The organism is Janthinobacterium sp. 78 (assembly GCF_003096775.1).
In the GTDB taxonomy this organism is placed as follows: domain Bacteria; phylum Pseudomonadota; class Gammaproteobacteria; order Burkholderiales; family Burkholderiaceae_D; genus Janthinobacterium; species Janthinobacterium tructae.
Map to the genome: position 1 here is coordinate 2,489,845 of NZ_QENT01000001.1, position 12,312 is coordinate 2,502,156.

Below are 12,312 nucleotides of genomic sequence, written 5' to 3' on the forward strand. Positions count from 1 at the left end.
CGTAATCCGACATCACCGTTAGCGCCAACAATACGTCGGATTACGCGCGGCGTTGCCGCGCTAATCCGACCTACATCGCTTACTTTTTAGCCGCCTTCGGCTTGGCCGCCGGCGCCGCCTTTTCAGCCGCAGCTTGCGCGCCCGCCGTGGCTTGCGCCACTTGCGCGCTGGCCTTGGCAATTTGATCTTCCACGGTTTTCACGGCTTGCTTCGTGGCCTTGGTGACTTGCTCGTAGCCGAGGAAGGCATTGTCGATGGCGGCCTTGACGATGGCCACGGCGTTTTCCGAGCCTGGCGGCACGTTTTTCGTGACGTCGTAGATCAGGGCGCTCAAATTGCTTTTCGCTTCGGCCACATGGGCTTCGGCGGCCGTGGTGAATTCCGTGTGGATTTCCTTGATGATGTCGTCGAGTTGCTGTTTATACGCTTTCGCGCCGGCCACGCCCGGTTGCAGCTGGGCGGCGGCGGCGGCCATGGCGGCCTTCGGATCCTTGGCCTGGCTGATTTCCTTGCCGGCGGCAAGGCCATCCTCGATGCCGGACTTGGCGGTGGCCATGTTCAGCGCCAGCACCTGTTCCACGCCTTGCACGGCCTTGGAGGTGAGGGTGTTGAAGGTCATCAGCTGGAATTCAAACAGGGCCTTGGTGGCCGATGCGAATTGTTCGGGATTCGTAAACATGTGGTCTCCTCGGTTTGAATAGATACGTTCTTATCGTTCCATACTCTTTCGACGCCGCAATGCCATCGCTTGCTCTCAAGCCGGTGCCCCGTGTGGTCATGGCCCCATTATTTAACAAGCGCCGGTTTTTCGCAACGGCTATCTTTGTAGGGGCCAGAGGCCAGTTCCCAGCCAAATCCCAAGGTCGATTGGGCGCACGACAGGGTGCCGTCGACCTTGCTGCGCCACTGGTACCAGGGCGCCGGTCCGGCCATTGCGCAGGCGCAGGCGGCCAGCAGGGCCGTGGCGATCAGGTATTTCATGGGTGCTCCGAAAGAAAAGCCTGCGGGCATTGTAGCGTGCCTGCCATTCAGGGGGCGGGCGATTGCGGCGCGGCGGCGGGCAGCTGCAGGGTGAAGGTGGTGCCGCTGCCGGCGCCGGTGCTGCTGATGGCGTCGATATGGCCGCCCAGCACGCCCGTGACGATGTTGTGCGCCACATGCAGGCCCAGGCCCGAACCACCGGAACCGAGCTTGGTCGTGAAGAAGGGGTCATAGACATGCACCAGGTCGTCGGCGGCGATGCCCACGCCCGTATCGCTGATGGACAGGTTGATCGTCTGCCCGTCGTCGCTGCTGGACGCGGTGATGGCGATATTGCCACCGCTGCGGCCCTCGAAGGCATGGCGCAGGCAGTTTTCCAGCAGGTTGCTCAGCACCTGGCCCAGTGGACCGGGGTAGCTGTCCATGGCCAGACCGTCCGGCACGTCTTGCGTCAGGCTCAGGCCGGCAGCCTTGAGGGGCGTGGACATGGGCAGCATCAGTTCGGCGACGAACTGGCGCAGCAGGAAATGGCGGCGCTGCGAGCTGGCGCGGTCGACGGCGATCTGCTTGAAGCTCGAGACCAGGTCGGCGGCGCGCTGCAGGTTGCGCAGCATGATGGCGTCCGCCTCGCTGGCCTGGGTCAGGTAGGCGCCCAGTTCGGAGCGGCGCAAGCCATCGAGGAAGCTGGCCTGGATTTCGCGCGTGCGCTCGGCCATGGTGGTGGCCACCACCAGGCCGTTGCCGATCGGCGTATTGAGTTCATGCGCGATGCCGGCCACCAGCGCACCGAGCGCGGCCAGCTTGTCGCGGCGCACCAGTTCTGCTTGCGTGATGGACAGGTTTTCCAGTGCCGCGGCCAGTTCCAGGTTGGTTTGCTCCGATTGTTCCTTGGCCTGCGTCAGGGCCGCCGTGCGTACGGCCACCAGCTCTTCCAGGTGGGCGCGGTGGCGCTGCAGCTCGCGTTCGTGGCGCATGCGACTGATGGCGATGCCGGCCAGGTCGCTTGCCGTGTCGATCAGTTCCAGGTCGCGCGCATCGGGCTGGCGCACTTCGCGGTAGTACATGGCGAAAGAGCCGAGCACGCTGCCATCCTGGCCGAAGATGGGGCGCGACCAGCAGGCGCGCAAACCGAACGGTGCGGCCAGCTCGCGGTAGGGCGCCCACAGCGGATCGCGCATGATGTCGCTGACCACCACCGGTTCGCGCAGGAACATGGCCGTGCCGCAAGAACCCACGCCGGGGCCAATGGCCACGTTTTCGAGCAGGGCCATGTACTCGGGCGGCAGGCTGGGGCCGGCCGCGCTGTGCATGTGGATGCCGTCGTCGTCGAGCAGCATGATGGAACAGAGCACGCCGCGCGACTGGCCTTCGATCAGCAGCAGCAGCTGGTTCAGGGTGGGGGTCAGGGGCGCGCCCTTGGCGACCATCTCCAGCAAGGCGCTCTGGCCCGCGCGCATCGCTTCGGCAAGGTTGCGTTCGGTCAAATCGATGATGCGCGCATGCACCAGCTGGCGGCCCGGCACGGACAGGCGCATCAGCCGGATTTCGCAGGCGATCGGGTGGTTGTCGCGGTGGCAGCAGCTGGCGCGGAAGACGACGATCTTGCCTTGCAAGGTATCGCGGATCTTTTCTTCCAGCAATTGCGGCGAGGCGCGGCCATCGCTCTGATGTTTGGGGAACAGCGGCTCCATGCCGCCTTGCAGCAGCTCGGCCAGCGGCATGTCGAACAGTTCTTCGGCCAGGTGGTTGGCGTCGATCAGCAGGCGGTTGTCGATATCGAACAGCAGCACGGCATCGGGCGAGCCGGCCAGGATGGAGTGGTAATTGACTTCCAGCGTTTGCGGATGCAGGGGGCGCGGCGGTGTGGCAAGGGTGGCGGAAGGGCGGGCGGCGGACGCCTCGGCCTTGTGCAGCGCCAGTTCCATGAGGATTTTTTCCGCCACATCGCGCGCATTGAAGGGCATCTTGATGTAGTCGGAAGCACCGGCGCCCACGCTGCGCCCCTGTTCTTCGGCGCTGGGGGTTGCTGACATCAGCAGCAGGGGCACGCCATGGCGTCCGCCCGCATTGCGCAGGCGCATGCAGGTGGCGCCGATATTCGTGCCGGCCAGGGCCGCGTCGAGCAGGATCAGGTCCGTGCCGCCAGCGGCCAGTTCCACACCTTCGTCGATATCGCCCGCCAGTCCCGTGCCCAGATTATGCCGGTCCAGCACATACAGCAGTTCGCGCACATCGTTCGGCGAATTGCTGACCAGTAGCACGTTGGCCCGGTCGGCGATGGAAGAAATCAACTGATTCATGATGTCGCGTCCTTACGCGTATTGTGAGGCTAGTATTACATCAAGGCAAGGAGGAGTAAACGATAATTCTTGATGGTCAAAAGCAATGCGTTTGCGCGCCGTGTTACGCTGCGTTTTGTGCGTACGGCAGCGCGAGTTCGGCGCGCGCCTGTTCGATGCGCGGGTAATTATCTTCGATCCAGTCGACCAGCACGGCCAGGCGTTCGGCCGCTTCGCGTCCCAGCGGCGTGAGGCTGTATTCCACCTTGGGCGGTATCACCAGATAGGCCTGGCGCAGCACGAAGCCGTCGCCCGCCAGCGCTTCCAGGGTTTGCGCCAGCATTTTTTCGCTGACCCCGCCCACTTCGCGGCGCAGTTCGCTGAAGCGCCGCGTGCCGCTCAGCAACAATACCAGTACCAGCACGGCCCAGCGGCTGGTCAGGTGGCTGAGCACGGCGCGCGACGGGCAGGCGGCTGCCAGCAGATGCGCTCCCTGGTTTTGCCGGGCGAGGGCGGCGCGCAGGCTGGCGCCGGGGGTGTCTGTGGACATGATAGTTGGCCTTAACAATTGTCGTTTTAATTCATACTTACCAAAAGGTACGTACTTACAATAAGTAAGTAATACTCCTATTATAGGGTTTTACCACCCACGTACCAAGGAGAAATCATGATTGTCATCACCGGCGCCACAGGCAAGCTGGGCCAGCACGTCATCGCCAGCCTGCTCACATCCGTTCCCGCAGCCAGCATCATCGCCGCCGTGCGCAATCCGGCCAAGGCCGCCAACCTGCTGGCACTGGGCGTGCAAGTGCGCCAGGCTGACTACAGCGATGGCGCCAGTCTCGACGCGGCGTTCAAAGGTGCAACGAAGATTTTGCTGATTTCGTCGAGCGAAGTGGGCCAGCGTGCGCAGCAGCACCAGAACGTCATCGATGCGGCCAGGCGGGCCGGCGTGGCCCTGCTGGCCTACACCAGCGTGTTGCGCGCCGACACGTCGCCGCTGGGCCTCGCTGCCGAGCACGTTATTACGGAAGCGGCGATTCGCGCGTCCGGCCTGGCGTACACTTTCCTGCGCAACGGCTGGTACCTGGAAAACCATACGGAACACCTGGCGCCCGTGCTCGAGCATGGTGTGGTGCTGGGCGCGGCGCAAAACGGGCGTTTTTCGTCCGCCGCGCGTCTTGACTACGCAGCCGCCGCTGCCGCCGTCCTGACGGCCGACAAACCGCAAGCCATCTATGAACTCGCTGGCGACCAGAGCTTTACCCTGGCCGAATATGCGGCCGAAGTGGCGCGCCAGTCGGGCAAGGCGATTGTGTATAACGATTTGCCGCAGGTTGACTTCAAGGCGGCGCTGGTGGGCGTGGGCGTGCCGGAAGGCTTTGCCGATCTGCTGGCCGATTCCGATGCGGGCGCGGCCAGGGGTGGCCTGGAAGACCATGGCAAGCAATTGAGCGCGCTGATTGGCCGTCCGACGACGCGCCTGCTTGACGCCGTGAAGGCGGCGCTGGCCAAGTAAGGGGAGGGTGCCGCGGGTCGGGAAGACTGCGCGGCATTCTGGAATGAAAAAGGCCGCAAACTCGTGAAAGTTTGCGGCTTTTTTGCGAATTAGGTAATGGTGCCCACGAAGGGACTCGAACCCCTACACCCGAAGGCACATGGACCTGAACCATGCGCGTCTACCAATTCCGCCACGTGGGCACTGATGCTGCTACTACTTGCTACTGTATCTCACTACTGTACTGCGGACTACAACGAAAACAGCTCGTTGCTGGTGGTGCCCACGAAGGGACTCGAACCCCTACACCCGAAGGCACATGGACCTGAACCATGCGCGTCTACCAATTCCGCCACGTGGGCATTGTGCTGCTTGTTACTACTATCTTGCTACTGTACTGCGGATCACAACAATCAACAACTTGTTGCTGGTGGTGCCCACGAAGGGACTCGAACCCCTACACCCGAAGGCACATGGACCTGAACCATGCGCGTCTACCAATTCCGCCACGTGGGCATTGTTACTGCTTGCTGCTTGTCGCTGCGTGTTCTGCAGCGAGGACAAAATCATAAGGGCTGGCGCGCATTCGGTCAATCAACATTTTGCACTTTTCTTCAAGAAACATGTTTTTTCGCCTGAAAACGGCTGCTCCCTATGAAAAAAGCTCAAATCTGCCTCTTTTTTCAGCGTTTTCTTGCAGGTTTCTGTCTGCGGCCATGTCTGGCGACCTGCTTGCCGGGAGGCGAGGGCTTTTCGCTGCGGAAATGAAAAAAGCCGCAAACTCGTGAAAGTTTGCGGCCTTTTTGCGAATTAGGTAATGGTGCCCACGAAGGGACTCGAACCCCTACACCCGAAGGCACATGGACCTGAACCATGCGCGTCTACCAATTCCGCCACGTGGGCACTGATGCTGCTGTATTACTTGTTGCAAAATAACTTAGCAACAATTCTGCTATTATAGCGACTTGAAGAGTTTTGCGCCAGATGAGCTTTCGCTCCGTACTGCACATCAACCCTGTACCGCTTTCCTGCAACTGCATTCCCGTGAGGGTTTGTCGCTGCAAGAGACCAGGATTATAGAGCAATATTTGCCGAAGTCAAATGCATTGCGCAGCTTTTCTCCTTTTTTTCATCGGCGGGCGTCTTGTACTGTTTCCGACACGCTGTCCGTTAGGCAAACCAAGGCGTCCTCCGGTACACTACCGCACATCACCGTGTCAATATTGACGGTGATGTCATCGGTCTTTGTCTTCCGTTTGATCACTGTCAATAACAACTATAGAAATACTTTTGAGCCAAAATACCCACACCATCCCCAGCCGGGAGGACATTCTCGGCATATTCCGCAGCGTCAACGCGCCTCTTGACCCGCAGTCTCTCGGGAAAACGCTGCAAGTGCATGCCGATTCCATGGATGTCCTGGTCCGTCGCCTGAAGGCGATGGAGCGCGACGGCCAGCTCAAGTCTGACGCCAGCGGTGTTTTCAGCCTGGCCGACCAGAGCGCGCTTGTCGCCGGTCGCGTCACCAGCCACCGCGATGGCTTCGGCTTTGTCATTCCCGACGACGCCAGCGCCGACCTGTTCCTGCCTGAGAAAGAAATGCAGAAAGTACTGCATGGCGACAAGGTCATGGCCCGCATCGTCGGCACGGATCGCCGCGGCCGCCCGGAAGGCACGATCGTCGAAGTCACTTACCGCGCCAATAGCCACGTGATCGGCCGTCTGATCCAGGAAAACGGCACCTGGGTCGTGGCGCCGGAAGACCAGCGCATCGGTCAGGACATTTTAGTCACCGGTTCGGTGGGCAAGGCGAAAGCCGGCCAGATCGTCAGCGTCGAGCTGACCGAGCAACCGATGCGCTTCAAGCAGCCTGTCGGCAAGATCGTCGAAGTGCTGGGCGCCCTGGATGACCCAGGCATGGAAATTGAAATTGCCGTGCGCAAATTCAATGTGCCGCACATTTTCTCCGCCGCCGCCCTGAAGCAAGCAGAAAAACTGCCGTTCGAAGTGCGCGACGCCGACCTGAAAGAGCGTGTCGACTTGCGCGACGTGCCACTTGTCACCATCGACGGCGAAGACGCGCGCGATTTCGACGATGCCGTGTATTGCGAACCCGTCAAGATCGGCCGCGCCAACTGCTTCCGCCTGATCGTGGCGATTGCCGACGTCAGCCATTACGTGAAGCCGAATGACGCGCTCGATATCGATGCGCTTGAGCGCAGCACGTCCGTGTATTTCCCGCGCCGCGTGATTCCGATGCTGCCGGAAAAACTCTCGAATGGCTTGTGCTCGCTGAACCCGGCAGTCGACCGTCTGACCCTCGTCTGCGACGCCGTCGTCAGCGACAAGGGCGAACTGAAGGCGTACCAGTTCTACCCGGCCGTGATTCACTCTGCCGCGCGCCTCACGTATGACGAAGTCGCTGCCGTGCTGGGCAACACCAAAGGACCCGAAGCGGCACGCCGCGCGGACATCCTGCCGCACCTGCAAAACCTGGATGCCGTCTACCGCGCCTTGCTGAAAGCCCGCACGGAGCGGGGCGCCATCGATTTCGAGACGACGGAAACGTATATCGTCTGCAATAGCGCCGGCAAGATCGAAAAGATCATCCCCCGCACGCGCAACGAAGCGCACAAGATCATCGAAGAGTGCATGCTGGCGGCCAACGTCTGCGCGGCCGACTTGTTGCTGCGCAATAAGCATCCAGGCACTTACCGCATTCACGCCAGCCCGACCAAGGAAAAGCTCACGCAAGTGCGCACCTTCCTCAAGCAGGTTGGCCTGAACCTGACGGGCGGCGACACGCCGTCGGCCTCGGATTACCAGACCCTGATGCAGCAGATCAAGCTGCGTCCCGACGCGGCCCTGCTGCAAACGATGTTGCTGCGCTCGATGCAGCAAGCCGTCTACAGCCCCGACAATATCGGCCACTTCGGCCTGGCGTACGAGGCGTATGCCCACTTCACCAGCCCGATCCGCCGCTATCCCGACCTGCTGACGCACCGCGCCATCAAGGCCATCTTGCAAGGCAAGAAATACGAGCCGAAGCTGTCCGATAAGGTCGTGTTGAACACCAACGTGTCGAACGCCACGCGCAAGCAGCAGGCGAAGGACAAGGCCGACGGCAAGCCGAAGAAGACGGACCTGACGATCTGGGACGCGCTGGGTGTGCATTGCTCGGCCAACGAGCGCCGCGCCGACGAAGCGTCGCGCGACGTGGAAGCCTGGCTGAAGTGCTACTTCATGCAGGACAAACTGGGCGAGGAATTCACCGGCACCATCACCGGCGTGACCACCTTCGGCGTGTTCGTGCAACTCGACACCCTGTTTGTCGAAGGCCTGGTGCACGTCACCGAGCTGGGCACCGACTACTTCCAGTACGACGATGCGCGCCATGAATTGCGCGGCGAACGCACGGGCAAGCGTTATCAATTGACCGACCGTCTGACGGTGCAAGTGGCAAGAGTCGACCTGGAAACACGCAAGATCGACCTGCGCCTGGTGACCGATGCGGAACTGGCGGGCGAAGAAGCGCCAGCCAAGCCGAACGGCGGCGGCAAGCGCAAGGGCGAAAAGAAATCGATGCTCAAGCCCGGTCCTGCGACCGAGCAGCGCCATGAGATCAAAGCCAGCGTCAGCAACGGTGGCAAACCCGGCAATGGTTCCGGCGGTCGTTCCAACGGCGCCAAGGCGCAAGCCAAGCCTGCAGCCAAGGCCGTCCTGAAGGAAGCCCCCAAGGCGGCAGCCCCCAAGGCCGCCGCGCCGAAGCGCAGCAAGAAACCTGCTGCGGCACCTGCCGCAGCGGCACCACGTGCAGCAAAAACTGTATCAAAAACAAGCAAAAGCAAGCGATAAAAGAAGCGATAACACATGAAGAATAAAATGATTTTCGGCTTCCACGCCGTCACCTCGCGCCTGCGTCATGAAGCGTCGTCCGTGGAAGAAATTTTCGTCGATGCCAGCCGCGTCGATGGCCGCATGAAAGACATGATCGCCGCCGCCAAGGCTGCCAACGTGCGCGTCATGCCCGTCGATTCGTCGCGTCTGGACAAGATCGTCGGCACGCGCCGCCACCAGGGCGTGATCGCCTTTGCGTCGCAGTTGTCGCTGGCGCGCAATCTCGATGAGCTGCTGGACGCCATCGACGGCCCGCCGCTGCTGTTGATACTCGACGGCATTACCGACCCGCACAACCTGGGCGCCTGTCTGCGCGTGGCCGACGGCGTCGGCGCACATGCCGTCATCGTGCCGAAGGACCGCGCCGTGGGTTTGAATACCACGGCCGCCAAGGTCGCCAGCGGCGCCGCCGAAACCGTCCCGTACATCACCGTGACGAATCTGGCGCGCACCATGCGTGAATTGAAAGAGCGTGGCATCTGGCTGATCGGTACCACCGACGATGGCGAAAAAGGCTTGTATGAAGCCGATTTCACGGGCCCGACGGCCCTCGTCATGGGTTCCGAAGGTGAAGGCATGCGCCGTTTGACGCGCGATACCTGCGACATCCTCGTCAGCATCCCGATGTTCGGCTCCGTCGAGAGTCTGAACGTGTCGGTCGCCTCCGGCGTGTGCCTCTACGAAGCCCGCCGCCAGCGCATCGCGCTGGAGCCGAAATAAGAGTACAAGTCCTCGGCGTGCCGTTTGCTTGATCTATTTTTACCCCAAAAGCAAATCCTGGGGTCGTACCCTCAGGGTACGACCCCGGCACTTTCGCCGTTGGGTTGAGTGCATTTGATCAGCCGCCGCCCTTGAGGCGGCGGTTGTTTATCTGCCTCTCCGGCAGCACGCCGCCGAATACGCTACCATTTGCGTTCCACCTTATCCATTGTCATTATGTTCCACCACCTGCGCGAAGATATCAACAGCATCATTGAACGTGACCCCGCCGCCCGCAATGGCTGGGAGGTGCTGACCTGTTATCCGGGTTTGCACGCCATCGTCATGCATGGCTGGGCGCACTGGTGCTGGAAGCGGCACATGAAGTGGGTGGGGCGCTTCATTTCCTATATCGCCCGCATCATCACGGGCATCGAGATCCATCCGGGCGCCGTCATCGGCCGGCGCGTCTTCATCGACCATGGCTTCGGCGTGGTGATCGGCGAGACGGCCGTCGTCGGCGACGACTGCACCATCTACCAGGGCGTCACTTTGGGCGGCACCTCGCTGCACAGCGGAAGCAAACGCCATCCGACCCTGGAGCGCGGCGTCATCGTCGGCGCCGGCGCCCAGGTGCTGGGCAGTTTTACCGTGGGCGAGTACGCCAAGGTGGGCTCGAACGCGGTGCTGTTGAAACCCGTGCCGTCCGGCGCCACGGCCGTCGGCAACCCCGCGCACATCGTGCAAAAGGATGTCAGCGCCTTGCGCGAGGGCAGCACGGCGCACCTGTTCGCCGCGTATGGCGTCACGCCGAACGGCGACGATCCGCTGTCGAAAGCCCTGCAGGGCTTGATCACGCATGCCGTGGCGCAGGAGCAGCGCATCGAAACCATCGTCGCCACCCTGAAGGCGGCGGGCATCTGCTGCCAGGCTGTGCCTGAGTGTGATAAATTTGATTCTGAGCAAATGAACAAGCTGGTTGATTAAGGATACAGGCATGACTACAGACGTAAACATAGCTGAAAACGCAGCAGAAAAAAGCAGTGACAATCCGAATCTGCTCGACCCCTTCGAGATCCGCGTGCTGGCCGTGCTGGCCGAAAAGGAAGCGCTGACGCCGGACAGCTATCCGCTCTCCCTGAATGCCCTGACGAACGGCTGCAACCAGCTGTCGAGCCGCGACCCCGTCATGGCCCTGTCCGAGGAAACCGTCTACGACGTGCTGCAGCGTTTGATGCAGCGCAAGTTCGTCAACGGCATCACGCAGGCCGGTGCCAGGGTCGCCAAGTATGAACACCGCATGCGCATCAAGTGGTCGCTGGAACAGGATAAACTGGCCATCCTGACGATCTTGATGCTGCGCGGCTTGCAGACGGCGGGCGAGATCCGCAGCCGCAGCGGCCGCGTGCATGAATTCAAGTCCGTGGCGGAAGTGGAATCCGGCCTGCAATTTTTGATCGACAAATATCCGCCGCTGGTGGCCAAGCTGGCTGTCGCTCCCGGCGCCAAGGAGCCGCGCTACGGCCATTTGCTGGGCGGCGAAGAAGCGCTGGCGCAGATCGAGACGGCGGCCGGTTTCGCCGGCGCCGTCAGCGCGCCGCAGCAGGGCAGCAGGGTGGCCCAGCTGGAACAGGAAGTGCTGCAATTGCGCAGCGACTTCGATGGCCTGGCGGCGCAATTCGAAGCGTTCCGCAAGCAGTTCGAGTAAGGCGGCATCGGCGCGTGACGTTTTCCTTCCTGTGCCGCTCCTGCGGCGAAACCCACACGGGCATGCCCAGCTTCGGCGCCGATGCGCCGTGGCTGTATGAGCAGATGGCGCCTGCAGAGCGCGAAGCGCGCTGCCAGCTCGACAGCGACGCCTGCATCGTCGATGAAGCGCACTGTTTCGTGCGCGCCACCATCGACATCCCCGTGCATGGCTCGGATGAGCCGTTCAGCTGGGGCGTGTGGGTGTCACTGAGCGGCGAGAGCTTCGACTCTTGGGATGCCTGCTTCAATGACGCGCAGCGGGCGCACATCGGCCCCTTCTTCGGCTGGCTGAGCACGCAGCTGCCCGTTTACCCGGATACCCTGAACCTGAAAACCCGCGTCCACCTGCGCGACGATGGCGTGCGCCCATCCATCGAGCTGGAGCCGACGGAGCATCCGCTGGCCATCGAACAGCGCGACGGCATCACGGCAGAGCGGGTGGCCGAGCTGTATGCGCGGCTGGTGCATGGCGCGTGACAGGCCCGGCTTTGCAGCCGCTCCCTGTCAGTGCGCTCATGTTTCCGGTATCATTCGGCATGAATACTATTTCCTTCCAACCGTTTGTTATTGGTGTCGCTGGCGGCAGCGGCAGTGGCAAGTCCACCGTATCCCAACAAGTGCTGGCGTCGTTTGGCGCTGACATGGTCTCCGTCGTGATGCAGGACGATTACTACTGCGACCAAACCCATCTCTCCCCTGAAGTCCGGCGCCAGCAGAATTACGACCATCCGCAGGCGTTCGAATGGTCTTTGCTGGTGCAGCATATCCAGGCCTTGCGCAATGGCGAAGCCATCGAGATGCCCGAGTACGACTTCACGCTGCACAACCGCTCCAGCCGGACCATTCGCGTCAAACCGGCGCCGGTGATCGTCATCGAAGGCTTGTTTGCCTTGTATGACGAAGACTTGCGCAACATGATGTCGCTGAAGATCTTTGTCGATACGGCCTCCGACGTGCGCTTCATCCGCCGCATGCAACGCGATATCACGGAACGCGGCCGCTCGGTGGAAAGCGTCATCGAGCAGTATCTGGAAACCGTGCGCCCCATGCACAAGCAATTCATCGAACCGACCAAGCGCAATGCCGATGTCATTTTGCCGCATGGCGCGAATGGCCCCGCCGTCGACATGATCACCGCCAAGGTGGCCAGCGTGATCGGCCAGCTGACGCGGGCCTGATTCCCGCCGGCCAGCTGCGCGTATGCCGGGC

At 61.7% G+C, this 12,312-nt stretch carries 11 protein-coding genes and 4 tRNA genes; 7 read left to right on the forward strand and 8 right to left on the reverse strand.

The genetic code is table 11. From position 1 onward, the window contains the following. Window positions 1–79 precede the first annotated feature (79 nt). The 4 genes from phaP to C8C92_RS11135 all read right to left on the reverse strand — a co-directional run bounded on the left by phaP (window position 80) and on the right by C8C92_RS11135 (window position 3,810). Window positions 80–679, reverse strand: a complete 600-nt coding sequence (gene phaP / locus C8C92_RS11120; RefSeq protein ID WP_071078191.1) for a TIGR01841 family phasin — start codon at window positions 677–679, stop codon at window positions 80–82. Between the two features lie 107 nt (window positions 680–786). Continuing rightward, entirely contained in the window at window positions 787–981 is a 195-nt protein-coding gene (locus tag C8C92_RS11125; RefSeq protein WP_071078190.1) for a hypothetical protein, read from the reverse strand. 47 nt (window positions 982–1,028) lie between these two features. Then, window positions 1,029–3,281 (reverse strand): ATP-binding protein, encoded by a 2,253-nt coding sequence (locus tag C8C92_RS11130; protein WP_116743899.1) that lies wholly within the window; start codon window positions 3,279–3,281, stop codon window positions 1,029–1,031. Window positions 3,282–3,384: 103 nt separating this feature from the next. After that, the gene (locus C8C92_RS11135) at window positions 3,385–3,810 is read right to left on the reverse strand and encodes a helix-turn-helix domain-containing protein (protein WP_099759835.1); all 426 of its coding nucleotides are present in this window, start codon (window positions 3,808–3,810) and stop codon (window positions 3,385–3,387) included. Between the two features lie 117 nt (window positions 3,811–3,927). On the opposite strand from C8C92_RS11135, the gene C8C92_RS11140 reads away from it, so the two are divergent. Beyond that, window positions 3,928–4,779, forward strand: a complete 852-nt coding sequence (locus C8C92_RS11140) for an SDR family oxidoreductase (RefSeq protein ID WP_099759834.1) — start codon at window positions 3,928–3,930, stop codon at window positions 4,777–4,779. Window positions 4,780–4,876: 97 nt separating this feature from the next. Here the strand turns inward: C8C92_RS11140 and C8C92_RS11145 are convergent. From C8C92_RS11145 to C8C92_RS11160, 4 genes are all read right to left on the reverse strand, one after another. After that, window positions 4,877–4,961: transfer RNA gene (locus C8C92_RS11145), tRNA-Leu, on the reverse strand. Window positions 4,962–5,035: 74 nt separating this feature from the next. Beyond that, window positions 5,036–5,120, reverse strand: a tRNA-Leu gene (locus C8C92_RS11150). A gap of 69 nt (window positions 5,121–5,189) precedes the next feature. After that, window positions 5,190–5,274, reverse strand: a tRNA-Leu gene (locus C8C92_RS11155). 302 nt (window positions 5,275–5,576) lie between these two features. Beyond that, window positions 5,577–5,661 (reverse strand) — tRNA-Leu (locus tag C8C92_RS11160). Between the two features lie 387 nt (window positions 5,662–6,048). On the opposite strand from C8C92_RS11160, the gene rnr reads away from it, so the two are divergent. From rnr to udk, 6 genes are all read left to right on the forward strand, one after another. Beyond that, the gene (rnr, locus tag C8C92_RS11165) at window positions 6,049–8,613 is read left to right on the forward strand and encodes a ribonuclease R (protein WP_116743903.1); all 2,565 of its coding nucleotides are present in this window, start codon (window positions 6,049–6,051) and stop codon (window positions 8,611–8,613) included. Window positions 8,614–8,628: 15 nt separating this feature from the next. Further along, entirely contained in the window at window positions 8,629–9,375 is a 747-nt protein-coding gene (rlmB, locus tag C8C92_RS11170) for a 23S rRNA (guanosine(2251)-2'-O)-methyltransferase RlmB (protein ID WP_099759832.1), read from the forward strand. Window positions 9,376–9,591: 216 nt separating this feature from the next. Next, on the forward strand, window positions 9,592–10,341 hold the full coding sequence (gene cysE, locus C8C92_RS11175; RefSeq protein WP_099759831.1) for a serine O-acetyltransferase: 750 nt from the start codon (window positions 9,592–9,594) through the stop codon (window positions 10,339–10,341). A gap of 10 nt (window positions 10,342–10,351) precedes the next feature. Then, the gene (locus C8C92_RS11180) at window positions 10,352–11,062 is read left to right on the forward strand and encodes a YceH family protein (protein ID WP_099759830.1); all 711 of its coding nucleotides are present in this window, start codon (window positions 10,352–10,354) and stop codon (window positions 11,060–11,062) included. Window positions 11,063–11,076: 14 nt separating this feature from the next. Further along, window positions 11,077–11,580 (forward strand): DUF2199 domain-containing protein, encoded by a 504-nt coding sequence (locus C8C92_RS11185; RefSeq protein WP_099759829.1) that lies wholly within the window; start codon window positions 11,077–11,079, stop codon window positions 11,578–11,580. Window positions 11,581–11,639: 59 nt separating this feature from the next. Beyond that, complete coding sequence (gene udk / locus C8C92_RS11190) at window positions 11,640–12,281, forward strand: uridine kinase (protein WP_116745926.1); 642 nt, start codon at window positions 11,640–11,642, stop codon at window positions 12,279–12,281. Window positions 12,282–12,312: the final 31 nt, after the last annotated feature.

Coding starts and splice junctions, on each gene's coding strand:
- phaP (WP_071078191.1), bottom strand. CDS start 679: ATGTTTACGAATCCCGAACAATTCGCATCGGCCACCAAGGCCCTGTTT.
- C8C92_RS11125 (WP_071078190.1), bottom strand. CDS start 981: ATGAAATACCTGATCGCCACGGCCCTGCTGGCCGCCTGCGCCTGCGCA.
- C8C92_RS11130 (WP_116743899.1), bottom strand. CDS start 3,281: ATGAATCAGTTGATTTCTTCCATCGCCGACCGGGCCAACGTGCTACTG.
- C8C92_RS11135 (WP_099759835.1), bottom strand. CDS start 3,810: ATGTCCACAGACACCCCCGGCGCCAGCCTGCGCGCCGCCCTCGCCCGG.
- C8C92_RS11140 (WP_099759834.1), top strand. CDS start 3,928: ATGATTGTCATCACCGGCGCCACAGGCAAGCTGGGCCAGCACGTCATC.
- rlmB (WP_099759832.1), top strand. CDS start 8,629: ATGAAGAATAAAATGATTTTCGGCTTCCACGCCGTCACCTCGCGCCTG.
- cysE (WP_099759831.1), top strand. CDS start 9,592: ATGTTCCACCACCTGCGCGAAGATATCAACAGCATCATTGAACGTGAC.
- C8C92_RS11180 (WP_099759830.1), top strand. CDS start 10,352: ATGACTACAGACGTAAACATAGCTGAAAACGCAGCAGAAAAAAGCAGT.
- udk (WP_116745926.1), top strand. CDS start 11,640: ATGAATACTATTTCCTTCCAACCGTTTGTTATTGGTGTCGCTGGCGGC.